The organism is Ruminococcus sp. HUN007, from assembly GCF_000712055.1.
Classification (GTDB): domain Bacteria; phylum Bacillota; class Clostridia; order Oscillospirales; family Ruminococcaceae; genus HUN007.
In genome coordinates, this window is sequence record NZ_JOOA01000002.1 from 2,415,472 (window position 1) to 2,440,100 (window position 24,629).

Below are 24,629 nucleotides of genomic sequence, written 5' to 3' on the forward strand. Positions count from 1 at the left end.
CGGCGGTTTGTAAATACATATTTTACGGGTTCTCAGCGTATAAAAATGAAGCCTCATCTGATAAAATACCGGATGAGGCTTCGTGTGTGTTATGAAGTTTTGTGTTATTACGTTATCGATTCGTTTTTATGGTTGATAACAACTTTGGTATTATCGGTAAATTTAAGTGTCTTGTCGCCTTCTACCAGTATGCACCAGTAGGCCATATCAGCTGTGCCGACCAGCGGACTGTAGCGTTCAATGGTCACGGCATCGTTTGTCACATTTGTAACAGTGTGCTTTACCGAACCGCTGCCTTCTTCAAGAAGAATGATGAAAAGGCTGTTGTCAGCAAACCATTTGTCGGTGTATTTCTTCTTTGCTTCTGCAAACATTTCCTTTGTATTGTCAGAATAACCGAAAGTGCTGTGTGCGTTCAGAAAATCCTCAAACTCTTTCTGACTTTTTATTATCATGTGTCCCGGGTATGTGACATCAAGATCGCTGGTTCTGATATATTCGGCACTGAAATGGTCAGCGTTACTATCAGGTCCTTCCGGAGTGTTGATTTTCGGATCGCCGTGAAGTACAGGATGAAGAAGGAGTTCCTTTATGCGGCAGAGGTCGAGAATATTGATCCTGCCGTCTTTGTTTAAGTCAGCTGCGCCTGCGTCCTTAAGTGATGTTTCTGATCCGATAAGCCAGTTTTGAAGCATGACTGCATCGAGTATACTTGTTTTTCCGTCGAGGTTTATATCTCCTGCGGTATCATTAAGTATGATTTTCCTCGCACCGTCAGTTATAACGCAGTCTGCCGAGAGGGTCTTGATTACTTCTTCATCGCCGAATGTTTTTGCGAGTTTCCACGATACTGCGGCAGGGCCGTCGGCCTCCGGAAAGTAAACATTTATGGTGTTTATTCTTCCGCCTTCGAGTGGAACGGCACTTACAGGACTGCAGTCAAAGCTTCCGTAGTTTCCTAAAATTCCGCCGTCCGTATTGTGTCCGAAGTCTGTCCAGCCGTAAGGAGTTCCTGCGTTGCTTTCCATGCAGAAAGTGAGATATCTGCCGTCATATACAGCAACATCACCGTTTTTTTCTTTATAATTTTCAAATTCAGTCATGCAGTCAGGCACCCAGGCGTTAAGATCAGTTTCGGTGATCTCAAGCTTGTCATTTACGTTAAACACGTATTTCGGCTGAATGCAGTCGGTAAGTTCAAGAGTCTTGTCACAGAATCTTACGCAGAATTTTCCGGCTTTTGTGCCCTTGTAAACTGCGGTTTCAAACTGGATATGCGACGGCATATCAGGATCTTCATACTTGAATGTATGGTGGTAAAGTTCCGTTGTAACTGCACCGTGTTCTTCTGTGACCTTGTCCCCGTCTTCAACAAAAGAACTTTCAGATATGGAATATCTTTCTTCGTCCTTTTCAGTTATCTGTTCTGTGAAAAGAACGCATAAATATCCGTCTTCGATATGGGTGGCACCGTATCTGTTGCGGAACTCAAGTGCTGATTTAAAGTCTGTCGGCACCCACTTCGGGAGTTTTACTGCAGCACCATTTTCCTCTGCAAATACCGCAGGAACGTCATATGCTGTAATTCCTGCCGATGAAAGAGGGGTAAATGCTGTAAGTACTGCCGTGGCAAAAGCCAGTGTTTTTCCTGTTTTCATACTTTTCACCTTCCGTTTCTTTTTTCGGCGCTTTTCGCTGCTTCACTGATCATCAGTTTAAGCGGTTACTCTGATTATATCATTTACTGCAGATATGTGCAATGATAATCAGAATACTTTGTCTGCGCCTTATGTCTATAATAACAACGTTCATTCATTTTTATTACACTTTTTCCGAAGAATAAATTGTGAACATTTCATGAATAACGCAGAATACGCTTATTCGGGACAAGTCATCCGGATCTGCCGGTGCTTTTCTGCATATGTCCGGTGCTGTGATGAATATTTCTGTAAGTTATCATATTATTATCACATTGAAGATTAAAATAATTAATATGAACGAAGATAAAGGAGTAATGTTACTATGGATGACAAATACAGTTACAGCTACGATCCTGAAAATAATCATGAAAATTCGTCTTATGCAAACGATGAGCATTTGGCTTCACCAGAAAAGCCGCGTAAACACGGTGCTGCAAAGGTGTTTAAGTCAATACTTTTCGTGATCTGCATGGCGGCGGTTTCAGTCGGTTCGATAGCAGGCTACAAATATATTGATGAAAACGGGATCCCGTTCATATCAGAAAACAGTGCAAAGGAAAAGCGCCCTTCATTTTCTGAAAGCAGGAAGCTTCCGTCAAAGGAGGAAAACGAAGAGGCTGAGGAAAAGGCTGAGGAAGCAGAAAAGACGAATAATCTGACAGACGAAAGCCTTGTCAATGTTCAGGCTAAGGGTGATACACTTTCCACACAGGCAATATACAGAAAAGTTCTCCCGTCAGTTGTTGGTGTTACATCTGTTTTCGAACAGCAGAGCCAGACCTTCGACTTCTGGGGATTCAGCTCCGATACAGTTACACAGGATGTTCCTGGTACAGGTACGGGAATCGTAATGTCGAAGGACGGATACATTCTGACAAACGCACACGTTATCTGTGACGATGACTTCGGCGTTGCGAAGAAGATAACCATCAGACTTTCCGACGAAACGGAATACGATGCAGCAATAGTCGGTTATGACAGACAGACTGACCTTGCGGTTTTAAAGGCTGATGCCAAGGATGAAATGGTTCCTGCTGAGTTCGGCAGCTCGGAAAGCCTTAAAGTAGGCGATCCTGCGCTTGCCATCGGTAATCCTCTTGGATTCGACCTTTTCGGTACACTTACAGCCGGGTATATCTCAGGACTCAACCGTGAGATCTCGGTAAACGATACAACAATGAAGCTTATCCAGACCGATGCGGCCATCAACAACGGTAACTCAGGCGGTCCGCTTATCAACCAGTACGGCCAGGTAATAGGCATCAATTCCATGAAACTGTCATCTTCATATTCATCTTCAACAGCTACTATCGAGGGACTCGGTTTTGCCATCCCGATAGATGACGCCAAAAAGATCATAGACGATCTGACATCTCACGGCTATGTTACAGGCCGTCCTCAGCTCGGTATCACATACAAGGATCTTTCCAAGAGCGGATCTGCTTATCAGGGCAGAGGTGCATCAGGAACAAGCGGCGTGCAGGTCGTAAGTGTCAATGAAAACGGTCCAGCAGACAAGGCAGGCATCAAGGCAGGGGATGTGATCGTCGGAGCTGACGGTGAACTTGTATCCTGTGCCGAAGACCTCAAAGCAGCGCTTAAGGACAAAAATGCCGGTGACACCATCAAGCTTACTGTTGTAAGAAACAGGAACTACTACGATGTTGATGTTACACTTGAGGATCTTAAACCGGATGCTTCAAGAGAAAAAGCAGGCAGCAGACAGTGATCAATTTGATTCCATAAATATAAATGAAAAGCCAGCGGCAATGCATTAACTGCCGCTGGCTTTTCGTTTTCGGATTCATTTAAGAAAACGGTGATTTATTCATAAATCACCGTGGGGCAGGGGCGAAGCTGTTTTTCCGGTTTGATCAGTGTTTCCTTAATAAAATTGTTAAACAGTATCAGTTGTTTTTTCTGTAGCTTCTTGTTGAAAGGAAGCATGTAAGTATCACTGTGAAGTCAAGAACGATCAGCCAGATGAGCACCAGCGTACGCTTGGTGTATACATATTCCTTTGAAACAATATCCATTAACACCGTATGATCGTCAAAGTATTCGTAAAATACAAATGATGGTTCAAGTGTGTATCGGAAAGAGAAATACCCCTTTTGTTTTCTGAATTTTTCAGCAGGGATGATGCAGTCAGAACCAATAAGACTCGCATTGCCGTGAGCGACGAATTTTCCGGTTTCCGTATCGGCCATGGCAATGGTTCCGTCTCCGAATGACGGGCTTCTGCGGATCATCAGTGAGGCATCAGCGTATTTTGAAAGTTCGTTCAGAGCAGGACTTTTAAAAACGGCTATTACCAGACCGCCGCCGCTTCTGCGTGTAACTGCAGTCTGGAATATGACCTGTCCGTCTTTTTCGTCTGTTACAGTGCTGCAGTACTGCTTTACTGTAAGGCCTTTTCTGAAACGCTCATCAGCAAATTCAGTTTTCGATTCCGGTGTGGTACTGAATATGACGAGGCCGTTTCTGTCAGTTATCATTATTTCGTCAGCTCCGGATGCTATTCGCAGCTCTTCCGAAGTCATGTCCTCGCTGAAGGTTTTCGGAAGCTGGGACACAAGCACTGACAGAGTCTGTGTTCTGAGTTCGTATTCGCTGCACAGTTCTTCTTTCATCTGTTCATATTTGTTCCTGTCTTCTCTGATTCCGGTTATAATAGCGGAAAGATGTTCGGCTGCTGTGTCGGAAGCAAGATGCTTTTCCACAACACCTATTGAATAGAACGCAATATAAATGATGATGGCTGAAATTATGACCGGAGCGATAAGTATCCTGTAAAGTGAAAATTTTTTCATGATCTGTTACCGGACTGCCGGCAGTCGTCAGGAAGACCGGTGCCGGTCATTTCGTTATACTGACGGTACATTTTCTGAACACTGTTTTCGAGAAAATAGTAGTGAAAAACATAAGGAATGAGCAGTACAAGGAGAAGTCCCGTGAGAACAGCATAAGTGATGTTCTCCGTGCAGGCGAGAATACCTATTGCAATAAAGAGCATCAGGGCGAAAAGTGCCATAACGATGAGGTGCATATGCCTTTCGTGCTGCATGAATGCTATCTGCTTTAAGTGTTCTTCCCTGAGAGCACCGATCTTTTCCGGATCTTTTTCCGCAAGGATCCGGTCAGCATAGGCAAGGTATGCTGTAAGATATTTTCTCATGACCATCCTCCTTAGTAATGCTTTATGGATGCACTGATCTGATCACGTAACAGCGTCCGCTGCCGGACGCGGAGTTTCGCTGCGAACATCAGCACAGCTTAACTGATCTGAGCTTCCTTGTATCAGGCAACAGCTGTGAAAGCAGTAAAACCGAGCAGAGTGAGTACAGTGATTATTGCTGCTGCAAGAAGGACTCCGCAGCTTATTGCGATGATGCTCTTTTTAAAGTCGAGGTCAAGAAGACTTGCAGCGAGAGTTCCTGTCCATGCACCTGTTCCCGGAAGCGGGATGCCTACGAAAAGCATAAGTGCCCAGAACATACCCTTTCCAGCTTTAGCTTTGAGTTTTTCACCGCCGTGATGTCCTTTCTTAAGACACCAGCTGAAGAACTTGCCGATCACCGGCTTGTCAGCACCCCATTCAAGTACACGGCGTGCAAAGAAGAAGATGAAAGGAACTGGCACTATATTGCCAATCATGCATAACAGTATTGCGGTTTTCCAGTCCACGCCCATAGCAACACCTGCAGGTATCCCTGCACGAAGCTCAACGAGCGGTACCATTGAAATAAGAAATGTGAGTATGTATTCTTTCATAGAAGCCTCCTGAAATATTATTATTCGTTTATAGTCCGTTATAATCAATTATAGTACACCCATGGTCTGTTGTCAATGAAAATGCGCATTAAACGAAGTACCGCATATGCATGGGGGTGCATATGCGGTACCGTTTGATGAAAATATAGGGGAAATGAAAAAAGTATAAAACCATGAATTTCTTCCTGGTTTCATTCGAGAAATAGTTAGGTTATATGAATGTAAAACGACCTACACATATATTATATCTTTTAATAGTCTCTTAGTCAATAGAAGCAGTGCAAAAAACAGGCACTAAAGGGTTTAATTTTTCATATTTGTTGATATTGCTTTTATATCGTTTGATTTATGTGATAAAATGCGCTTATTTCACAACTGCCGGCAGGAGAGCCCGTGTTCTGTATTATATTGATATTTTAGCGGAAATTTGCATAATGAATAATGATATAAAACAATAAACCATCGCATGCGCGATGGTTTATTGCAAGGAAATATATGAGAAAAACACGATTTAATAAGAAACTTTCAACTTTACAAAATAATAAGCAAGCCACATCAAGTAACTTGCCCCTATTTAATGAGTTGGGGCGGAAGGATTTGAACCCTCGAATGGTGGAGTCAGAGTCCACTGCCTTACCACTTGGCGACGCCCCAGTTTATGTATGTCCGTCATCTGACGACTTCTTAATTATATCACAACGCATACCCCAAGTCAACACTTTTTTTCTGAAATTCAGAGGTTTGTGAAAACTGTACACCGATATCCTCAAACGGAATGACTTTTAATGCACAACCAACATGCGAAGCCGGTTTTCATGCACTGAAATACCGCTGTATACCGTTAGGCACAGTTTCCGGTGTATCAGTTTTCCGTGTGCAGTTTACAGGTATCTCCTGTGGATTTTTCATCAGAAATATAGTATAATGTAATAGTGTGCTGTCACCGACGCACACTGACTCTTTTGAAAGGGGATGTTCATTTTTGGATACTTCAGTAATAATTGTAGCTGCGGGTAACTCAACCAGGATGCAGGGAACTGACAAGCAGATTGCCGAAGTCGGCGGAATGCCTGTAATTGTTCGTTCAATGCTGGCGTTTGAAAAGTGCGGAAGCGTTGCCGAAATCGTCGTTGTCACCCGTGAAGATATAATCGAAAAGATAAAAGCACTGGCTTCGGAATACGGAGTAAGCAAACTTTCCTGTGTAGTGAAGGGCGGCAGTACGCGTCAGGAGAGCGTTATAAACGGGCTCCACGCCATCTCGGATTCAACTCGGATGATCGCTGTTCATGACGGTGCCCGTCCGCTTGTAAAGCCGGAATACATTGAAAAGACTATCAAAGATGCAAGAGTTTTCGGCGGTGCTGTGCTTGGAGTGCCGGTGAAGGATACTATAAAGGTCGTTGACGGCGGGCTTATCACCGATACACCTCCGCGTTCATCACTCTATATTACCCAGACACCGCAGGTGTTCATGCGCTCACTTTATAACAGGGGAGTTGAATTTGCTGCCAGAAACTGTCTTGACTTCACCGATGACTGTCAGATGGCGGAAGCAGTCGGTGCGAAGATCTGCATGACAACAGGTGACTACACCAACATAAAAATAACCACACCTGAGGATATTGCCATTGCTGAGGCGATACTCGGTGCGAACGGAGGTAAATAAATGTTCAGAACAGGACACGGTTATGATGTTCATAAACTTACAGAAGGCAGAGACCTCATTATAGGCGGCGTAAAAATACCGCATGAAAAAGGTCTGCTCGGCCACTCGGATGCAGATGTGCTGGTCCATGCCGTAATGGATTCGCTTCTCGGTGCAGCTGCACTCGGAGATATAGGAAAGCATTTTCCGGACACCGATGAAAGATTCAGAGGAGCCGACAGTATAAAGCTTCTTGAACATGTTGCCCGGCTGCTTGAAGAAAAGGGTTATAAAATAGGAAACATCGATGCCACGGTGATCGCACAGGCACCGAAACTTGCGCCGTACATTGAAACTATGCGTGAAAACATTGCCGCTGCTGCCGGATGCGAAAAAGATGCTGTGAATGTTAAGGCAACTACCGAGGAACATCTTGGATTTACAGGAGAAAAGCTTGGCATTTCAGCACATTCAGTATGCCTGATATACAGGGACTGACGTGTCTGTCCGCAGACAGCATCTGTGACATGAAAAACGTTTTCAGATAAGCGTTACGGAATTATATGTCATTTTTTTGTCCGCAGAAACGGTTTTCTGAAAATCTGAAAAAATTTTTTAAAAATATAGTGCAGTCTTTAATGATTTGTGGTATAATATATTTTGATGTGTATCGTCATATGACACCGGCGGTATACATGGCAAATTAAAATTATCAAATAAGAAAGAGGTCGTTAAAAATGTCAAAGATTGATTTAACAAAGTATGGCATCACAGGCACAACGGAGATCGTTTATAATCCTTCTTACGAAGTTCTTTTCGAAGAAGAAACAAAGGCTTCCAACACAGGTTACGAAGTTGGACAGAATACCGAACTCAACGCTGTAAATGTAATGACAGGTATCTATACAGGACGTTCACCTAAAGACAAGTACATCGTTGAAGATGCTAACTCAAAGGACACAGTATGGTGGGATTCAAAGGAATATCCAAACGATAACCACAAGATGTCAGAGAGCACATGGGCTGCTGTAAAGGATATCGCAAAGAAGGAACTCTCAAACAAGAGACTCTTCGTTGTTGATGCTTTCTGCGGTGCAAACAAGGACACAAGAATGGCTGTTCGTTTCATCGTTGAAGTTGCTTGGCAGGCTCACTTTGTTAAGAACATGTTCATCGTTCCTACAGAAGAAGAACTCAAGAACTTTGAACCTGACTTCGTAGTATACAACGCTTCAAAGGCTAAGGTTGAAAACTTCAAGGAACTCGGACTCAACTCTGAAACATGTGTAGCTTTCAACATCACAAGCAAGGAACAGGTTATCATCAATACATGGTACGGCGGTGAAATGAAGAAGGGTATGTTCTCAATGATGAACTACTACCTCCCGCTCAAGGGCATCGCTTCAATGCACTGCTCAGCTAACACAGATATGGAAGGCAAGAACACAGCAGTATTCTTCGGCCTTTCAGGTACAGGTAAGACAACACTTTCTACAGATCCTAAGAGACTCCTCATCGGCGATGACGAACACGGCTGGGACGACAACGGCGTATTCAACTTCGAAGGCGGCTGCTATGCTAAGGTTATCGGCCTCGACAAGGAATCTGAACCTGACATCTACAACGCTATCAAGAGAAATGCTCTTCTCGAAAACGTAACAGTAGACAAGGACGGCAAGATCGACTTCGACGACAAGAGCGTTACAGAAAACACTCGTGTATCTTACCCGATCAGCCACATCAACAACATTGTTAAGCCAATCTCTGCAGCTCCTGCAGCTAACAATGTAATCTTCCTCTCAGCTGATGCTTTCGGTGTACTCCCTCCAGTATCTATCCTCACACCGGAACAGACACAGTACTACTTCCTCTCAGGCTTCACAGCTAAGCTCGCTGGTACAGAACGTGGTATCACAGAACCAACTCCTACATTCTCAGCTTGCTTCGGTCAGGCATTCCTCGAACTCCACCCAACAAAGTATGCTGAAGAGCTCGTTAAGAAGATGCAGAAGAGCGGCGCTAAGGCTTACCTCGTAAACACAGGCTGGAACGGCACAGGCAAGAGAATCACTATCAAGGATACACGTGGTATCATCGACGCTATCCTCAGCGGTGACATCAACAAGGCTCCTACAAAGAAGATCCCTATGTTCGACTTCGAAGTTCCAACAGAACTCCCAGGCGTTGACAAGAACATCCTCGACCCAAGAGATACATACGCTGATGCTTCTGAATGGGAAAAGAAGGCTAAGGATCTTGCTGAAAGATTCAACAAGAACTTTGTTAAGTACACAACAAACGAAGCTGGTAAGGCTCTCGTTGCTGCTGGTCCTAAGGCTTGATTTAAAGCTTAAAGCAAAATATAGTGTGCATCGCGCACATACGATTAACGGCGGTCCTTCGGGATCGCCGTTTTGTGTTATGTACCGGCCGGTACTATCGAAAAAGGGCTGCGTTCGCAGCCCTTCAATGCTTTATTCTGTTTTATCACATAACCTGTGCACTTCGCTGATCTCGAGCGGTGTGCCCCAGATGAAGCCCTGGACGAGGTCGCATTTTTTCTCTTTGAGAATGTCGAGCTGGTTCTGTGCTTCGACGCCTTCTGAAATAACTTCGAGACCGAGCGTGTGTCCCATTGAAATGATAGCGGAGATAAATGCTTCGGCGCTTCCTTCCTCTGCGTTGTTCTGAACTGCCAGATCTTCAATGAAGCTCTTGTCGATCTTAAGAAGATTAACCGGGAGCTTTGAAAGATTTGAAAGTGAAGCGTATCCGGTTCCGAAGTCGTCAAGGGCGATCTTTATGCCTTTGGCTCTGAGACGGTTCATGTTGTCTATTGTCATGTTCATTGAACCGGCGAGACAGTACTCTGTTATTTCTATTTCAAGACATGAAGGCGGGAAGCCTGTTTCATCAAGAGCCTTTTCAACGAGTTCGACAAATCCGTTTCTTGAAAAATGCTTTGCCGAAGCATTTACTGAAAGTATAAGTTCCGGACGCTTTAAAGCAGTTTCTTTGAATTCGGCGAGAGCGTATTTCAGTACATAGCTGTCTATCTGGAAAATTATATCCGAACGTTCGGCAACATCGATCAGATCCTGGATAGGAACTGTTTCCTGCTCATCTGCGCTGATTCTTATGAGTGTTTCAAATCCGCGCAGTGTTTTGGAATCGGTGTGGTACTGCGGCTGATAAGCAAATGTGAAGCTTTTGTTGTCCAGATATTTCTTGGCCAGTGATTCGATGTAGGCGTTCTTTTTCATTGTTTCCCTGAACTGTGCCTCAAAAACCCTGACTCCGTTTTTACCGGACGCCTTTACGTTGTAAAGTGCCATATCCGAGCATCTTATAAGCTCTGACGGATCCTTGGCGTGGTCAGGATACTTGGAGATACCGATACTTGCAGTAACATATATCTGGGAACCTGTTTCTTCAACAGGGATAGGCTGCTTTAAAGATTCTGAAATGGCTGAAGCTATTTCATTTATCCTGTTCACTCCGCTTATGATCAGTATGAATTCATCTCCGCCTATTCTGCTGAGCATGTCACGGATGCTGATTATTTTACGGATTCTTTCAGCGCTTATGCGTATTACTTCATCTCCGACTTTGTGTCCGTAGTTATCGTTTACAGACTTAAAATCGTCAAGATCGATGTAAAGTACACCAAAAGGTTTTCCTGCGTGGGTCATTCTTTCAAGCAGCATAGTAATACTGCGCCTGTTGTTAAGACCGGTCAGATAGTCAGTAAGCGCTTCTTTTTCGCGTTTTCTTATCTGATTGTGGATTGTAATGACTGCGATCAGACACACGCACATTGTAGTAAGACCTGGGATTATTTCACGATTGTTTGTTCTTAACATATGCAGTGCGGATGTTAAGAGTGTAAAAGCAGGAATCAGATAGGCAAATAACCTTGCTGATCTCTGACGCATACTTGCCAGAATTATGCATATCAGCATCTGGAGCGAAGTGACCACACCTTTGAAACTTGCTATAAAGAAGTGGTCTTCGGAGTAAGGCAGCTTTACAGGTGCTTTATCCATATTTGCGACCGAAATAAGCAGATACAGGCAAAGATAAGCAATCAGCAGAGAGATGATGAGAAGTGTACTGCCGAATTTTCGCTTGTTTCCGTTTTCCAAAAAATCAGAACTCCTTTTATGAATAATAAATAATTACCTGATTAATGAATGTAACCCCGTGCTTTGGTCCAAGTGCCCTATACAATAATTAATTATAACCCAAACATGAAGAAAAATCAATAAAAACCTTGATTTTGTAATAACTTAGCAAAGACATGGCTGTTCAGTGCATTGTTTTATGGCAAATTGCAGTTAATCATATTTTCTGTGCATAAAAAATTTGTTTACTCTTATCATTGAAACCTACTATATTAAGTGGTATAATATCAAAGGTTGTCTGTTATCACTGACAGCGGCACTCAGCGTTCGATCCCCCGCTCCTGAACAGGAGATAAGGGGGAATTTTTGAGGACTGAAGAACTGCAGACAGTGATATCAGTATGAAACGTTTTTCGTTTATAAGGAAACGCTGCTTAATTTTCAGACCAGTGCACAGGCCGGGGTAAAACTCCGGAAAATCATGGTGCTGTGATCCGTAGATTCGGATCCTGAAACGAAACAGCGTTTCCGGGATTCTACAGAAAAGGATGTATCAAATGCTGAAAAAGTATTTCTCTGACCTGAAAAAAGAGTTTTCAGGTTACAACGGAAAAAAGCTGTCCGCTGACCTCATGTCGGGTCTTACGGTTGCAGCTGTCGCTCTTCCTCTTGCGCTTGCGTTCGGTGTAAGCTCCGGTGCTGATGCGGCTTCAGGTCTCGTTACTGCCATTATTGCCGGTATCGTTATCGGTCTGCTCGGCGGTGCTTCGTACCAGATTTCAGGCCCTACAGGTGCCATGGCAGCTATTCTTCTTTCACTATCTGCCAAGAACGGCGTTGAAGGTGTACTCTTTGCCGGATTCCTTTCAGGTATCATTCTCATTCTTGCGGCTCTTTTAAAGATCGGCAAGCTCGTTTCCTACATTCCTGCACCGGTCATTACAGGATTTACTTCCGGTATCGCAGTAATTATCGCACTCGGACAGATCGACAATTTCTTCGGTACACATTCCGAAGGTTCAAGTGCCATTGAAAAGCTCATTTCATACGGAAGACTCGGCTTTAAGCCTGATCTTTACACAGTAATGTTCGGTGCACTTGTCGTTCTTCTTATGATCATTTACCCTAAGAAGCTTAATGCAAAGTTCCCGGCTTCACTTGCTTCCATCATAGTGGCGCTTGTTGTTGAACTCATCTTTAAGTTTGACGTTAAGCAGGTAGGCGACATTCCTAAGTCTCTTATGCTCGATACAAGACTTGATCCAGCATCCATCGCATCAAACTTCTCTGATCTTAAGGCATTCAAGGATACTTATCTTTCACCTGCAGTTTCAGTAGCTGCTCTCGGCATGATCGAAAGCCTTCTCTGCGGTGCTTCTGCCGGCAAGATGAAGAACGAAAAGATCGATGCACAGCGTGAACTTATCGCTCAGGGTGTCGGCAACATGCTCATCCCGTTCTTCGGCGGTGTTCCTGCTACAGCAGCTATCGCACGTACAAGCGTTGCCATCAAGTCAGGCGGAAATACAAGACTCGTAAGCGTATTCCATTCACTCACACTCATTGCTTCAATGCTTATTCTCGGACCTGTAATGTCACAGATCCCGCTTGCAGCTCTTGCAGGTGTTCTCATGGTAACAGCATGGAGAATGAACGAATGGCCGGCTATCAAGAACATTTTCAGTAAGAAACTCAAGAATTCAGCACTTCAGTACATCATAACAATGCTCGCAACAGTTGTTTTCGACCTTACAAAGGCTATTGCGATCGGTATCATACTTTCAATGCTCATCTTCATCCTCAAGAACTGTGAGCTTCGTATCGACATCAGCAACGTTGACAAGAAGAGACTTGCGGATGCAGGACACGAACTTGTAAGCCCTCTCAAGCACACAAAGCTTGTTTACCTTGCAGGTCCTATGTTCTTCGGTACACAGGATAAGCTTACAGAATGCCTTTCACAGCTCGAAAACTCAAAGGCTATCGTGTTCTCGATGCGTGGTGTGCCTACGATCGATGACTCGGCTATTGCAGAGCTTGAAGAAATATTCGATACTTATACAAAGAACGGTGTAAACATCCTTTTCAGCGGCGTTCAGCCACGTGTACGCGGTACACTTGAACGTGCCGGATTTATTGAAAAGGTCGGCGAAGACAGAATTTTCTGGGACGCTGTTCAGGCACTTGCTTATCTCGACGAGCAGGCTGCATAATGTAGTTTTTATTGGTAACAATGCAAAAACTTCCACAAAAACCCTTTGGGATGTTTGTGGAAGTTTTTTTCTGTTCTGCTATTGAAAAACAGTTGGAATTATAGTATAATATGGTATATAATCCATTTGAGGTGAATAGGAGATTTATTTACATGATGAGAAAAATATTACTTTCAGGCAGGGAAATCGAATACGAACTGGAGTTCAAGAATGTTAAAAACATTAACATACGCGTAAAGCCGGGCGGAGTTATCCACGTTTCAGCTAATAAGAGAGTCTCTCCGGAATCGGTCGATGAATTATTCAGAAGAAGGGAAGCCGAAGTACTTAGAATGCTTGACCGCTTTGTTACCTATGAGGCTGAAAGGGTACCTGTTAAGGTAGAGGACGGAAGTGTCATTTATCTGCTGGGAAAGCCGCTTACAGTGAAGGTTGAGAAGGCGGCGTCGAATATGGTCACGATAGACGGCAATGACCTCATCGTTTACAGTGCAGGAAGCAGCACTGCAGCTATTATAAACGCCTGGTACGACCACCAGTGCAGACGAGTGCTGCCGGAATACGGCCACCTTATGTACGAACGTTTCAAAAACTACGTACCCCACGAACCGGACTACTCCTTCAAGAAGATGAAGTCGCGCTGGGGAAGCTGCAACCCGCATAAATACCGCATGAGTATCAACCGGGAGCTTATCAAGTACGATGAAAGGCTCATTGAATTCGTCTTCTGCCACGAATACAGCCACTTCATCCACCAGGATCATTCACCGTCTTTCTATAATTTTATGGCCGGAATAATGCCCGACCACAGGAAGCGTAAGGAAGAACTTAAGAAAGCAGCGAAGATAATAAGCCAGATGTGACTTACGGTACTGATAAGGCGCATCCGGGATATCCGGGTAAGCCGGATTTCCGATCTGATGAATGCTCAATCAGAAAAAGTTAATACAGTATATACACAAACCGGTCATCCGTATGATTTACACGGATGACCGGTTTGCTTTTTTATATTTATGTTTTGGTTATTACATCAGTTAGCAGCTTTTTCGACCGGAACGCTGTCGTTTTCGTTCTTGTCGGCGAAGACTATTTTAAGAAGGATAGGAGTTATTATCGTTGTAATAACGACTACGATTACTATAGGACCGAAGTATCTGTCATCCATAAGACCTACAGCCTGTCCCTTGTTCGCTACGATAAGAGCAACTTCGCCTCGTGAAACCATTCCTATACCGATCTGCAGGCTTTCCTTTGTTGTGTACTTGCAGAGCTTTGCACCGAGGCCGCATCCGATGATCTTTGTAATTATTGCTACTACAAGGAGGAGGAGCGAGAAGCTGATGATCGTTGAATTCATGTCGCCCTTCGAAAGCTTTACGTTGATACCGATGCTTGCGAAGAATACCGGTGAAAGAAGCATGTATGAAAGAGTTTCAAATCTGGATGAGATGTATTTGATCTTCGTACTTGTTGAGATGAGGATACCTGCGAGGAATGCGCCCGTGATATCTGCAACACCGAAGAGTTCTTCAGCTACGTAAGCGAAGAGGAGACAGAACGCGAAGCTCATTACGTTGTAGCGGTGGAGCTTGGCAGTGGTTTTGTCGGTCCATCTTACGAAGAGAATGTGGAATACGACACCGAAAACGCCACCGAATACGAAGAAACCGAGGATCTTGAGAAGTACAGTTCCGATTCCCGGAGCATTCGGGTCTGCGATACTGGTTATTACGGTAAGAGCGATAATACCGAGAATATCATCCATGAGTGCGGCACCGATTATCGCATTTCCGGCGTTGGATGAAAGCTTGCCGAGTTCCTTGAGTGTCTCGACTGTAATGCTGACCGATGTGGCGGTAAGTATTACACCGATGAAAATGTTCTGGAGAAATATGCTTGTCGGCAGAGTGGTTTCACCGTTATTGAAGAAGTGAGCAACACCGAATCCTCCGGCAAGAGGAACTATAACACCGATGAGTGCGATAACGAATGAAGCGAGACCGCATTTTTTAAGTTCCTTTATATCTGTTTCAAGACCGGCGGAAAACATGAGTACGATAACGCCGATCTCGGAAATATTTTTGATAAACTCTGTTTCATGAACAAGACCAAGACCAGGTCCGAGAACAAGACCGGCAATGAGTGCTCCGACTACCTGAGGAAGATGAATCTTCTTTGTCATGAGTCCCAGAACCTTGGTTGACATAAGGATGAGGGCGATGAATAAAATATAATCCATTCAAAACATTCCTTTCAGACTTTGTAAAACTATTATTGGATTTTATCTGAACATCTGGAAGCACTCGTCTGGAAAGCCCACCCCCCGAAAAGCTTGCGTAACTTATAAAAGTACTGATCAGAGTCCAATGTAAATTATATTACTTTGGGATTTGAAAGTCAATACTGACAGAAAAAATCAGCGTTTTATAACTGTTTCATAAATTTATTGAACCTGAATTGTGGAAAATCATAAAAAGAGTCTTATTATTCGGCCAGGCATAAAAAAGAGTGCCTTAAAAAAGACACTCTTTATATTATTAAATTAACTTTTTTAATTAGCCGTTGAGCTTCTTAGCGAGCTGTGACTTCTTTCTGGCAGCCTTGTTCTTGTGGATGAGACCCTTAGCTGCAGCCTGGTCAACCTTCTTGATTGCGAGTCTGATTGCTGCTTCCTTGTCTGAAGCGTTTTCAGCAACTGCTGCGTCAGCCTTCTTGAGCATTGTCTTGAGGTTAGATCTTGTAGCCTTGTTGTTAGCGGCCTTAACCTTGTTAACCTTAACTCTCTTCATTGCAGATTTAATATTTGGCATAGTAATGTACCTCCGAAAAATAATTGTTAATATAACGAACATAAAACAAAAGCAGCAGACACGGACACTGCTTTGAATTTTAATGTAATAAAAAACGATTCATGGAACGACCATGCAATCAGTCTAAATATAATTTTACCATTTTGAGCGGTAAAAAGCAATAGTTAAAATTCAAATATTATCGAAAAAATAAAGGGCTTGTTTTATATAGTTTCACTATTTTTAAAAGGCAGCGCCGGCGAAGCCGGTGCTGCCTTGAAATTAAAATTCCATTTTCTTTTCGAGGTAAGCAACGAGGTCGTTGATGTTGATTCTTTCCTGTTCCATTGTATCACGGTCACGAACTGTTACGCAGTTGTCCTTTTCGATGGTGTCGAAGTCGTATGTGATACAGAACGGTGTACCGATCTCATCCTGTCTTCTGTAACGCTTGCCTATTGTACCTGCTTCGTCGAAGTCTACCATGAAGTGCTTTGAAAGCATTGTGTAGAGTTCTTCAGCCTGTGGTGAAAGCTTCTTTACGAGCGGAAGTACTGCACACTTGAACGGTGCAAGAGCAGGGTGAAAGTGAAGAACTGTTCTTACGTCCTTCTTTTCGTTGCCGTTCTTGTCTGTTGAAACGAGTTCCTCTTCGTCGTAAGCTTCTGAAAGAATTGAGAGGAAGAGTCTTTCTACGCCGAGTGAAGGCTCGATAACGTAAGGAATGTACTTTTCATTTGTTTCAGGATCGAAGTATTCAAGTGACTTGCCGCTTGTCTTGATGTGCTGTGTGAGGTCGTAGTCTGTTCTGTCGGCAACGCCCCAGAGTTCGCCCCATCCGAATGAAGGGAACATGTATTCGAAGTCTGTTGTAGCCTTTGAGTAGAAGCAGAGTTCTTCCGGATCGTGGTCACGGAGTCTTAAGTTTTCTTCCTTGAGGCCGAGGCTTAAGAGGAAGTCCTTGCAGAATGTTCTCCAGTATGAGAACCATTCAAGGTCTGTGCCCGGCTTGCAGAAGAATTCAAGTTCCATCTGTTCGAATTCACGTACACGGAAGATGAACTTACCAGGTGTGATCTCGTTTCTGAATGACTTACCTACCTGAGCTACACCGAAAGGTACTTTCTTTCTTGTTGTACGCTGAATGTTTGCGAAGTTTACGAATATACCCTGAGCTGTTTCAGGTCTTAAGTAGATCTCTGACTTTGAGTCTTCTGTTACACCCTGGAATGTCTTGAACATGAGGTTGAACTGTCTGATGTCAGAGAAGTTCTGCTTGCCGCATTCAGGACAGCAGATACCCTTTTCCTTGATGTATGCGAGCATCTGTTCATTTGTCCAGCCGCTAGGATTTGTACCGTCGAAGTTTTCGATGAGGTTGTCAGCTCTGTGTCTTGTCTTACATTCCTTACAGTCCATAAGAGGATCAGAGAAGCCGCCGATATGACCTGAAGCTACCCATGTCTGCGGATTCATGAGGATGGCACTGTCAAGGCCAACGTTGTACTTGTTTTCCTGAACGAATTTCTTGAGCCACGCAGCCTTGATGTTGTTCTTGAGCTGCATACCGAGCGGGCCGTAGTCCCATGTGTTAGCAAGGCCGCCGTAGATCTCGGAACCAGGGTAAACAAAGCCCTTTGCCTTACAGAGGTCTACGATTTTATCCATAGTTTTATCTGCATTTTTTAACATATATAAAAACCGTCCTTTAATGAAGTTGTCAAATTATATTGTAAAATAAATATCGCATATTGTCAAGTGTTGAAAGCATAAAATTTGCCTCATCTTATCGCGGAATTACCGTCAGAAAGATGAGGCGGAGGGTATTAATGAGCGCGGTCATACGCCGCTTTTTCGAATACTCTTAAGTCGCGTCGTTTAAGTGCCGCATCGAGGAGATCCGGGAGCTTTTCCGGAGGGCAGGCGAAGCACGGGATCTGCAGTTCTGCGGTTTTTTCGGCGAGACCGGAGTCGAAGCATGGTTTGCCGCTGTCGGAGATGGCAAGCAGGATCACTACGTTTACGCCGGAGCTTTTCAAGTCGCTTAAGCGGTGGATGAGCTGGGCGCGGTTTCCGCCTTCGTAGAGGTCGGTCACTATGAACATTGTGGTCTTTTCCGGTTCGGTAATGAGTTCTTCACAGTATGCGACGGAATTGTTGATATCTGTTCCGCCGCCGAGCTGGATGCCGTAGAGGAGTTCAACCGGATCGGCACACAGGTCCGTGAGGTCGTGAACGGTGGTGTCAAATGCAACAATGTGCGTTTTTACCGCCCTTATGCTTGCGAGTATGCATCCCATTACCGATGAGTAGATAGCCGATTCACCCATGGAACCGCTCTGGTCAATGTCAAGGATGACCGTCCTTGATGCAGTTTTCGAGGCACGCTCGTAGAAGTAGAAACGTTCCGGAAGCAGTACTTTTCGTTCCGGATCGTAGTTTTTGAGGTTACGTCTTATGGTCAGTTTGTAGTCGAGGGCTGCCGCCGACGGGATAGGTGAGTGCTCGCGTCTGTTGAGCGCAGATGTTACCGAGCGGCGGAGGTCGTCGGCAAGTCTGCGGTTTATGTCTTCCACTATTTTCGCAATGTACTGACGTGCATTGTCCTTCGATTTTTCCGGTATCTGATCCTTGAGCATTATAAGTAGCGAAGCCGTCGAAACATCAGGTACAAGGTCGTTTAACATTTCCGGTTCAAGAAGAAGCTGTTTAAGTCCCTTTTTTTCGATGGCATCTTTCTGAATTACCTTTATTTCCATCGGTGAGAACAGGCTTCGCAGATCGCCAAGCCATTTGGTAAGGTGAGGTATCGAACGCCCTCTGCCGCCGGCTTTTCCTGCACCGTCGCTGCCGGATCCGGAGGAACCGTATATCTGCGACAGGGCTGAATCCATGAGCAGATCTTCCTCGGAAAGCGGCAGTCCGCCGAGTCCTTCAAGAGTTTTCTGTGACTCCTCGCCGAGTATCAGCCTCCAGCGTTTGAGCATTTGTAAATTATCCATATCATATATCTCCAAAGTCAAAGTCGTCAAGCTCGTCGATCGTCTGCTGTTCCTCGGCCGTTACCGGAGCGGATATTATCTCGGCCGCCTGTTCGGTGGAAATGCCGAGAACCTCGCCGATGTTTTCGGCAATGTCCGATTTTTCCGCTGGTGAGAAATCAGAGAATGTACGCCTCAAAGCAATGAGCACGGCTTTGAATTCCTCGTCGTCGAGTTCGCTTATGAAATTACACAGACTCTCCCACAGAGTTATTCTTCCTATGAGACTGCGGCGGTTACGCTTTGCAAGGCCTTCGAACCAGGCAGCAGCCTCCGGCGGAGGAGTTCCTCTCGAAAGATGGCGCGCCACCATTTCGCTCAGTTTTTCCGGAGCGATCTTTCCGCGTTCCGTAAGCAGGGCACAGGCAAATCCTGAAAGGAGCGGATTTACCATGTCGCTGTCGGCAATGCTTAAAAGAACATTTACAAAACGCTCATCTTCCAGAAATTCGTGTGCAAGGCAGGCATCGTGTACTGCAGTTACTGCGGTTATCATTTCTGCCGCGGCATTTTCATCACATATGCATGCGTTATATATCTGCAGGCAGAATTTGAGGTACAGCTGGCTGATTATAGCTTCGAGCGGCTTCGGTTCGAGTTTTCGTATTGTACCGAAACGCACGATGGCTGAAAGCGTGCCTATGGTCTTTCCTTCTTCGAAAGGTGAGGCACAGTCGGCAGCCATTTTCTGAACACTTGCGGCAGCGGTCTTTATGCAGTCCGGAAGTCCGCAGAGCAGTGCTCTGTAAAGTGTTTCCGCAGTTTTGCTTAAGTTTTCAGACTCGGCAAGTTCAAGGTTAAGTGATATACGTGCCGCTTCTTCAACGGTATCGCCTTTGAGCGATGCTTCAACTATCTGGATCTCAGTCTCAGGAGTCCAGCTTACAGTCCATTTTTCCGACCAGGTGGCTGTTTCCTGAGTGTTCCTCAGAAGTTCGCCGAAGTGAATTCCGGCTTCCAGCAGTCTGTGCATGAAAAATGAGCGGTTAAGATCGAGAAAAGCCGATTTTTCAGACTTGACACGCAGGTTTTCGCGCAGATCAAGAGCGAGTTCTTCAGCCGCGGCACTGCGGTATTTTTCAAGTTTCAGCTCCTTGAGCTTCAGCATGAAGTCTTCCTGTACCGATGTACATACCGTGCCTTCCGGAAGTTCGCCTATTTTAGTACCTATTTCAATGTCGGCGCAGGCGAGTGAGATCTCACCGAAGCTGCCGTGGCCTATACAGGTAACTGCCGCATCACGCAGATCGCTCATTGACGGAAGCCTGCCGCTTCGCATGGCAGCAAGTGTTTCCGCAAGACGCATTGCCTCAATTACTTCAGCCGATGATGCTGTATATCCGTTTTTACGCTGATATGCCGCAAGGCGTGAAAGATATTCCGGAGCGGTGTTTTCAGGTGTGGAACTTAAGCGGTTCCTCCACAGCATTTCGTAGTAGCCCGGTGCCCTGCTTCCTGCTCCGTATCCCGATCGGGATGACAGACGGTAGTAGGAGTACGGCATGAGCGTGGATTTTGATTCGACTGTTTTAAGTTTGTCTGTAAGTTTTCTGTCTTTATCCGAGAACGGTATGTTTTTTATTCCGGCCGTGTGGAAAGCACCCGTTATAACTGCGGCAGAGCCGTATTTTTCTTCAGTTTCGGCTATTCTGCGTCTCATGTATGCTTCACGAAGTTCGTTGTGCTCGTCCGATTCTGAGAATTCGCGTATGGACTTTCCGTATTCCTCTGCGGCAACCATGAATTCATCATAATTCTGTGCGTGTTCGAAACGGTATTCCCAGAAAGTATCAGTATCAAGGCCTGATATCTTTTCTATTTTCTCATAGACGCTTTCCTCGTGTTCCTTTTCTTCTTCCGGCGCGCCTTCGCTTTCCTTTTCCTTTTCGGCAAGCAGACTTCCTGACGGAAGGTCGCAGAACTCAACCGGTACACCGTTCTTTTTTGCCCAGACCATCGCCTGGTATTCCGGCGAGAATTCAGCCATAGGATACATAACAGTGCGCACAGGTGCCTCGGTCGTGTAGGCAAGTACCGCAGCCGGAAGCTTTACCTTGTGATCGCACAGACCGTCGATAAGACCGCTCAGGTCTGACGGTCCTTCAATAAGCACGGCCTTCGGCTTTGTTCTGTCAAGAAATTCTCTGACGTAAAACGCACACGCCGGCGACAGATGTCTTACGCCGTAGTACTCAGCCATTACGCGTTACGCTCCCTGCATTCGGAATAGAGAGCAGCGTATTCCGCACCTTTCTTCCTCATTACGTTTTCGAGGTATTCCTCCCAGGCAGCCTTGTCCTTATCGTCATCCTTTACAACGGCACCCTGAAGTGCGGCTGCCAGTTCCGCGTCAGTTACCTTTCCGTTTCCGAAGCTTCCTGCCAGTGCCATGCTGTTTACCATAAGTGAGATTGCTTCAGCCGATGAAAGTACGCCGCTTGTCGGCTTCAGTTTTATCTGTCCGTCGAGTGTTCTTCCTGTGCGGAGCTCACGGAATACTGTAACTATCTTTTCGAAGTCGCTGTTTGTCGGCATGGCAGCGCCGAGTTCCATGTCACCGGACATCTGTGCAACTCTGGTCTTTATGATATCAATTTCAGTTTTCATATCTGACGGAGGCGGCAGAATAACGATGTTGAAACGTCTCTTTAAAGCGGATGACATTTCATTTACGCCCTTGTCGCGTGTGTTTGCGGTTGCGATAACTGAAAATCCCTTTTTCGCAGCCACTTCTTCCGACAGTTCAGGGATCGATATTCTCTTTTCGGAAAGAATGGAGATAAGTGCGTCCTGAACTTCGCTTGCACATCGTGAAATTTCCTCGAAACGTGCGATAGTACCGGTTTCCATGGCGTTGTAGATCGGGCTTTTTACAAGTGATTCAAATGACGGGCCTTTTGCAAGCAGCATCGCGTAGTTCCATGAGTAGCGTATCTGCTCCTCGGTGGTTCCTGCAGTACCCTGAATGACCTGTGATGAATTTCCGTTTATGGCAGCTGTCAGATGTTCCGAAAGCCATGACTTGGCAGTACCCGGTTCACCGATGAGGAGAAGGGCACGGTCAGTTACCAGTGTGGCGATACATATCTCGACAACTCTTTTGTCACCCATGTACTTTGGTGTTATTTCCACGTCGCCGGATCTTCCGCCTAAGATGTATGTGAGTACCGACTTAGGTGACATCTGCCAGCCCTTCGGTACCGGATTTGTTTCGTTCTTTATGAGTGCGTCTATTTCCTTTTTGTAAAGCTGTTCAGCAGACAGCCTGAGAATTTCCTTTTCCATTCTATACTCCTTTTTATTTTATTGCAGTTCCGGCTGCGCCGGAACTGCTGGGCGGGGAGAGCGGGGCTTCGCCCCGGGCCCCGCACTGATTAACAGATCAGTGCTTTTCTGATGCAGTTCCGTCTGCGCCGGAACTGCGGATGGGGAGAGCGGGGCTTCGCCCCGTGTCACTCACTGATCCGTGGGTCAGTGCTTTATCACTGTGGTTCGTACCTTTTCAGCATGAGTTTTATCTCTGCTGTGTATTTTTCATTTCCCGGTTCCTTTGAAAGGTCAGCTATGAGTTTGTTTCCTTCGCTTACTACCGTTTCGTCAGGAATGTGGTAGTGGTTCAGGGTGTATGTCCAGTATTTTGTAGCCGAGTATTTAACTGAATCGCGAATGAAACTGTATGCGACACCTTCAGGCAGAGTGTCACATACCTTATCGATAAGAGCGAGTACATCGTCGCTGCAGTAGTTCTTACACATTGCAAGTGCAAACTTTTCAGCGTGTTTTTTCACTCTTTCGCGGTCGTCGCCTGAACTCATTGCGTAAAAAGCGTTAAGCAGATGACAGCGGTGTCTCATGTTCACCACAGCTATGTCACGGTCGTTTCCATTCGGGAACAGTTTTTTTCAGCTCTGCTGCCGGGAAGATGACCGACGTGTCAGAAAGGAAGCGGAGAATGTCTTCCGGCAGGGACTTAAATAACTTTATATTCAGATAGTCCGACTCGTTTGAGTAACGGTTTCTCCTTATTCTGTACCATCCGTCCGGTGTAGTGAAAATGCGGAACAGCTCTTCAAAAACATTTCTGTCATAAATGCGGTGGTCGGTTATCATTGTTCCGCATGCGTGTTCCGGATCGGTCATGAGCATGAGTGTAAATGCCGCCGGCAGATAGACGTCAGGATATTTCCTGTAAAGATTTATAATAAGCGAACGGTAGTCCTCATCTCCCGGATGCTCGTAAAGATTGGATACCAGTACCTCATTTATATGCCTGAAAACAGGTGATGAATGCGACGGTGTGATCGGTTCGTGTGAATATTTTTCGCCCCAATTTTCAAAGATATCTTCAATATCCTTTTTGTTTTCCAGCTCTGACATGAATGATAACGAAAACGGATGGTTCGTTCCTCGTGAGGATTCTCCGTTCTTCAGTATTATCTCATGATCAGCGCGCGCATAATCCACTGCAGCCTTTAAGCCGGATTCCGTAATGAGTTCAGTCTGAGTGCTTTTGAGATTCTTTGCAGCCTTTTCGATTTCAGGCTCTGCGTGTGCGGAATTCATTTTTGCCAGTGCAAGCAGAGCGGACTGCTTTACCTTGCCTTTTGAAATGCGGAAAATGTTTAAAAGTCTGTCCTCATTCTCCTTTGCATAAACCATTGCTTCAATTGCAGCGCAGCGCACGCCCTGCGGATTTTCTTCCTTTTCAGCAAATTCGATGTAGCGGTCATTGTATTTTTCACGGTAAACCGAGCTTATAAAGCGTATCTGGTTTCCGGTGGCGTTCTTGTTTGACAGATCTACCGAATCGAAGAGAGCCGGTATTATCTCCGCACCGCATACTGATTCGAGCTGAATAAGCAGTGAAGCTATACCAATACCGTTTTTGCCTGCGACGTTCATGACAGATGTAAGAATACGCGGATCAGAAATGTCACGGAAGAAGCCTTCGTCAAAATCCTGTTTGTCGTACTGCGACTTGCGTATGAGCTCCTTGTATTCTTCTATTTTGGCGCAGGTAAGATGAGCCGGCTTCATCTTTTCGTTTTTCGGTGCCGGTTTTGTCTCCGAGTCATCAGCGAATACGCCCTGTGTTACTGCCAGTGCGTCGGCAAGCGCGATACAGTCTGTGATACTGTCTGCCGGATCTTCTGAAGCAAGAAGAGCATTGCACATGTCGTACAGTTTTCCGAAGACCTTGTTTGCTTCGGACATAGGTTTGAAGGCTTCCACGGCGCGCTTAAGACGGAAGTCCTCGGCGATTATCGCACATCCGGCTGCGGCCGATGCATAAAGTCTGTTTCTTAGTTCGTAAAACGGATTTGTTCTGATTTCCATGGC

At 45.2% G+C, this 24,629-nt stretch carries 19 protein-coding genes and 1 tRNA gene; 6 read left to right on the plus strand and 14 right to left on the minus strand.

Going from position 1 to position 24,629, the window contains the following annotated elements:
* Window positions 1-107 precede the first annotated feature (107 nt).
* Window positions 108-1,658 carry a dockerin type I repeat-containing protein gene (locus CC97_RS14755; protein WP_044975817.1) on the minus strand — a complete coding sequence of 517 codons (1,551 nt, stop codon included), beginning with the start codon at window positions 1,656-1,658 and terminating at the stop codon, window positions 108-110.
* 364 nt (window positions 1,659-2,022) lie between these two features.
* Between CC97_RS14755 and CC97_RS14760 the strand changes: the two genes are divergently transcribed.
* Window positions 2,023-3,429: a trypsin-like peptidase domain-containing protein gene (locus CC97_RS14760; RefSeq protein WP_044975819.1), complete on the plus strand. Its 1,407-nt coding sequence runs from the start codon at window positions 2,023-2,025 to the stop codon at window positions 3,427-3,429.
* A gap of 178 nt (window positions 3,430-3,607) precedes the next feature.
* On the opposite strand, the gene CC97_RS14765 is transcribed toward CC97_RS14760, so the two are convergent.
* The 4 genes from CC97_RS14765 to CC97_RS14780 all read right to left on the minus strand — a co-directional run bounded on the left by CC97_RS14765 (window position 3,608) and on the right by CC97_RS14780 (window position 6,128).
* Complete coding sequence (locus tag CC97_RS14765) at window positions 3,608-4,513, minus strand: hypothetical protein (protein ID WP_044975821.1); 906 nt, start codon at window positions 4,511-4,513, stop codon at window positions 3,608-3,610.
* Window positions 4,510-4,878, minus strand: a complete 369-nt coding sequence (locus tag CC97_RS14770) for a hypothetical protein (RefSeq protein ID WP_044975824.1) — start codon at window positions 4,876-4,878, stop codon at window positions 4,510-4,512. Before CC97_RS14770 ends, CC97_RS14765 begins: the two co-directional genes overlap by 4 nt.
* Before the next feature lie 122 nt (window positions 4,879-5,000).
* A complete protein-coding gene (locus CC97_RS14775; protein ID WP_044975826.1) occupies window positions 5,001-5,474 on the minus strand; it encodes a small multi-drug export protein in 474 nt (157 codons plus the stop codon).
* A 582-nt stretch (window positions 5,475-6,056) separates the two neighbouring features.
* Window positions 6,057-6,128 (minus strand) — tRNA-Gln (locus tag CC97_RS14780).
* A 328-nt stretch (window positions 6,129-6,456) separates the two neighbouring features.
* Here CC97_RS14780 and ispD point away from each other — a divergent pair.
* The 3 genes from ispD to pckA all read left to right on the plus strand — a co-directional run bounded on the left by ispD (window position 6,457) and on the right by pckA (window position 9,464).
* Window positions 6,457-7,143 (plus strand): 2-C-methyl-D-erythritol 4-phosphate cytidylyltransferase, encoded by a 687-nt coding sequence (ispD, locus tag CC97_RS14785; RefSeq protein ID WP_049962943.1) that lies wholly within the window; start codon window positions 6,457-6,459, stop codon window positions 7,141-7,143.
* Window positions 7,144-7,620 (plus strand): 2-C-methyl-D-erythritol 2,4-cyclodiphosphate synthase, encoded by a 477-nt coding sequence (gene ispF / locus CC97_RS14790; protein WP_044975828.1) that lies wholly within the window; start codon window positions 7,144-7,146, stop codon window positions 7,618-7,620.
* A 239-nt stretch (window positions 7,621-7,859) separates the two neighbouring features.
* A complete protein-coding gene (pckA, locus tag CC97_RS14795) occupies window positions 7,860-9,464 on the plus strand; it encodes a phosphoenolpyruvate carboxykinase (ATP) (protein WP_044975830.1) in 1,605 nt (534 codons plus the stop codon).
* A gap of 132 nt (window positions 9,465-9,596) precedes the next feature.
* Here pckA and CC97_RS14800 read toward each other — a convergent pair whose 3' ends face one another.
* Window positions 9,597-11,267 (minus strand): bifunctional diguanylate cyclase/phosphodiesterase, encoded by a 1,671-nt coding sequence (locus CC97_RS14800; RefSeq protein WP_044975832.1) that lies wholly within the window; start codon window positions 11,265-11,267, stop codon window positions 9,597-9,599.
* Between the two features lie 536 nt (window positions 11,268-11,803).
* Between CC97_RS14800 and CC97_RS14805 the strand changes: the two genes are divergently transcribed.
* Together CC97_RS14805 and CC97_RS14810 are read left to right on the plus strand one after the other, a co-directional pair.
* Window positions 11,804-13,459 carry a SulP family inorganic anion transporter gene (locus tag CC97_RS14805; protein WP_044975834.1) on the plus strand — a complete coding sequence of 552 codons (1,656 nt, stop codon included), beginning with the start codon at window positions 11,804-11,806 and terminating at the stop codon, window positions 13,457-13,459.
* A gap of 152 nt (window positions 13,460-13,611) precedes the next feature.
* Window positions 13,612-14,322, plus strand: coding sequence for a YgjP-like metallopeptidase domain-containing protein (locus CC97_RS14810; protein ID WP_044975836.1), 711 nt, complete (start codon window positions 13,612-13,614; stop codon window positions 14,320-14,322).
* A gap of 167 nt (window positions 14,323-14,489) precedes the next feature.
* Here the strand turns inward: CC97_RS14810 and CC97_RS14815 are convergent, their stop codons facing one another.
* The 8 genes from CC97_RS14815 to CC97_RS14850 all read right to left on the minus strand — a co-directional run bounded on the left by CC97_RS14815 (window position 14,490) and on the right by CC97_RS14850 (window position 24,626).
* Window positions 14,490-15,698 (minus strand): cation:proton antiporter, encoded by a 1,209-nt coding sequence (locus CC97_RS14815; RefSeq protein WP_044975838.1) that lies wholly within the window; start codon window positions 15,696-15,698, stop codon window positions 14,490-14,492.
* Between the two features lie 316 nt (window positions 15,699-16,014).
* On the minus strand, window positions 16,015-16,269 hold the full coding sequence (gene rpsT, locus CC97_RS14820) for a 30S ribosomal protein S20 (protein WP_044975839.1): 255 nt from the start codon (window positions 16,267-16,269) through the stop codon (window positions 16,015-16,017).
* A gap of 261 nt (window positions 16,270-16,530) precedes the next feature.
* Window positions 16,531-17,940, minus strand: a complete 1,410-nt coding sequence (locus CC97_RS14825) for a glycine--tRNA ligase (protein ID WP_044975841.1) — start codon at window positions 17,938-17,940, stop codon at window positions 16,531-16,533.
* Between the two features lie 134 nt (window positions 17,941-18,074).
* Window positions 18,075-19,250 (minus strand): VWA domain-containing protein, encoded by a 1,176-nt coding sequence (locus CC97_RS14830; RefSeq protein ID WP_044975843.1) that lies wholly within the window; start codon window positions 19,248-19,250, stop codon window positions 18,075-18,077.
* A 1-nt stretch (window position 19,251) separates the two neighbouring features.
* Window positions 19,252-21,489, minus strand: coding sequence for a DUF5682 family protein (locus tag CC97_RS14835; protein WP_044975846.1), 2,238 nt, complete (start codon window positions 21,487-21,489; stop codon window positions 19,252-19,254).
* Window positions 21,489-22,574: an AAA family ATPase gene (locus CC97_RS14840; RefSeq protein ID WP_044975848.1), complete on the minus strand. Its 1,086-nt coding sequence runs from the start codon at window positions 22,572-22,574 to the stop codon at window positions 21,489-21,491. Before CC97_RS14840 ends, CC97_RS14835 begins: the two co-directional genes overlap by 1 nt.
* A gap of 197 nt (window positions 22,575-22,771) precedes the next feature.
* Entirely contained in the window at window positions 22,772-23,143 is a 372-nt protein-coding gene (locus tag CC97_RS20610; protein WP_197021872.1) for a hypothetical protein, read from the minus strand.
* 16 nt (window positions 23,144-23,159) lie between these two features.
* On the minus strand, window positions 23,160-24,626 hold the full coding sequence (locus tag CC97_RS14850) for a hypothetical protein (RefSeq protein WP_044975852.1): 1,467 nt from the start codon (window positions 24,624-24,626) through the stop codon (window positions 23,160-23,162).
* Between the last annotated feature and the right edge of the window lie 3 nt (window positions 24,627-24,629).

Bases quoted from the DNA above. Each gene is read 5' to 3' on its own strand.
- CC97_RS14850 (WP_044975852.1), bottom strand. From the start codon at position 24,626: ATGGAAATCAGAACAAATCCGTTTTACGAACTAAGAAACAGACTTTAT.
- CC97_RS14805 (WP_044975834.1), top strand. From the start codon at position 11,804: ATGCTGAAAAAGTATTTCTCTGACCTGAAAAAAGAGTTTTCAGGTTAC.
- CC97_RS14830 (WP_044975843.1), bottom strand. From the start codon at position 19,250: ATGGATAATTTACAAATGCTCAAACGCTGGAGGCTGATACTCGGCGAG.
- pckA (WP_044975830.1), top strand. From the start codon at position 7,860: ATGTCAAAGATTGATTTAACAAAGTATGGCATCACAGGCACAACGGAG.
- CC97_RS14835 (WP_044975846.1), bottom strand. From the start codon at position 21,489: ATGGCTGAGTACTACGGCGTAAGACATCTGTCGCCGGCGTGTGCGTTT.
- CC97_RS14775 (WP_044975826.1), bottom strand. From the start codon at position 5,474: ATGAAAGAATACATACTCACATTTCTTATTTCAATGGTACCGCTCGTT.
- CC97_RS14810 (WP_044975836.1), top strand. From the start codon at position 13,612: ATGATGAGAAAAATATTACTTTCAGGCAGGGAAATCGAATACGAACTG.
- CC97_RS14840 (WP_044975848.1), bottom strand. From the start codon at position 22,574: ATGGAAAAGGAAATTCTCAGGCTGTCTGCTGAACAGCTTTACAAAAAG.
- CC97_RS14825 (WP_044975841.1), bottom strand. From the start codon at position 17,940: ATGTTAAAAAATGCAGATAAAACTATGGATAAAATCGTAGACCTCTGT.
- CC97_RS14755 (WP_044975817.1), bottom strand. From the start codon at position 1,658: ATGAAAACAGGAAAAACACTGGCTTTTGCCACGGCAGTACTTACAGCA.
- ispF (WP_044975828.1), top strand. From the start codon at position 7,144: ATGTTCAGAACAGGACACGGTTATGATGTTCATAAACTTACAGAAGGC.
- CC97_RS14815 (WP_044975838.1), bottom strand. From the start codon at position 15,698: ATGGATTATATTTTATTCATCGCCCTCATCCTTATGTCAACCAAGGTT.
- CC97_RS14760 (WP_044975819.1), top strand. From the start codon at position 2,023: ATGGATGACAAATACAGTTACAGCTACGATCCTGAAAATAATCATGAA.
- rpsT (WP_044975839.1), bottom strand. From the start codon at position 16,269: ATGCCAAATATTAAATCTGCAATGAAGAGAGTTAAGGTTAACAAGGTT.
- CC97_RS20610 (WP_197021872.1), bottom strand. From the start codon at position 23,143: ATGAGACACCGCTGTCATCTGCTTAACGCTTTTTACGCAATGAGTTCA.
- CC97_RS14765 (WP_044975821.1), bottom strand. From the start codon at position 4,513: ATGAAAAAATTTTCACTTTACAGGATACTTATCGCTCCGGTCATAATT.
- CC97_RS14770 (WP_044975824.1), bottom strand. From the start codon at position 4,878: ATGAGAAAATATCTTACAGCATACCTTGCCTATGCTGACCGGATCCTT.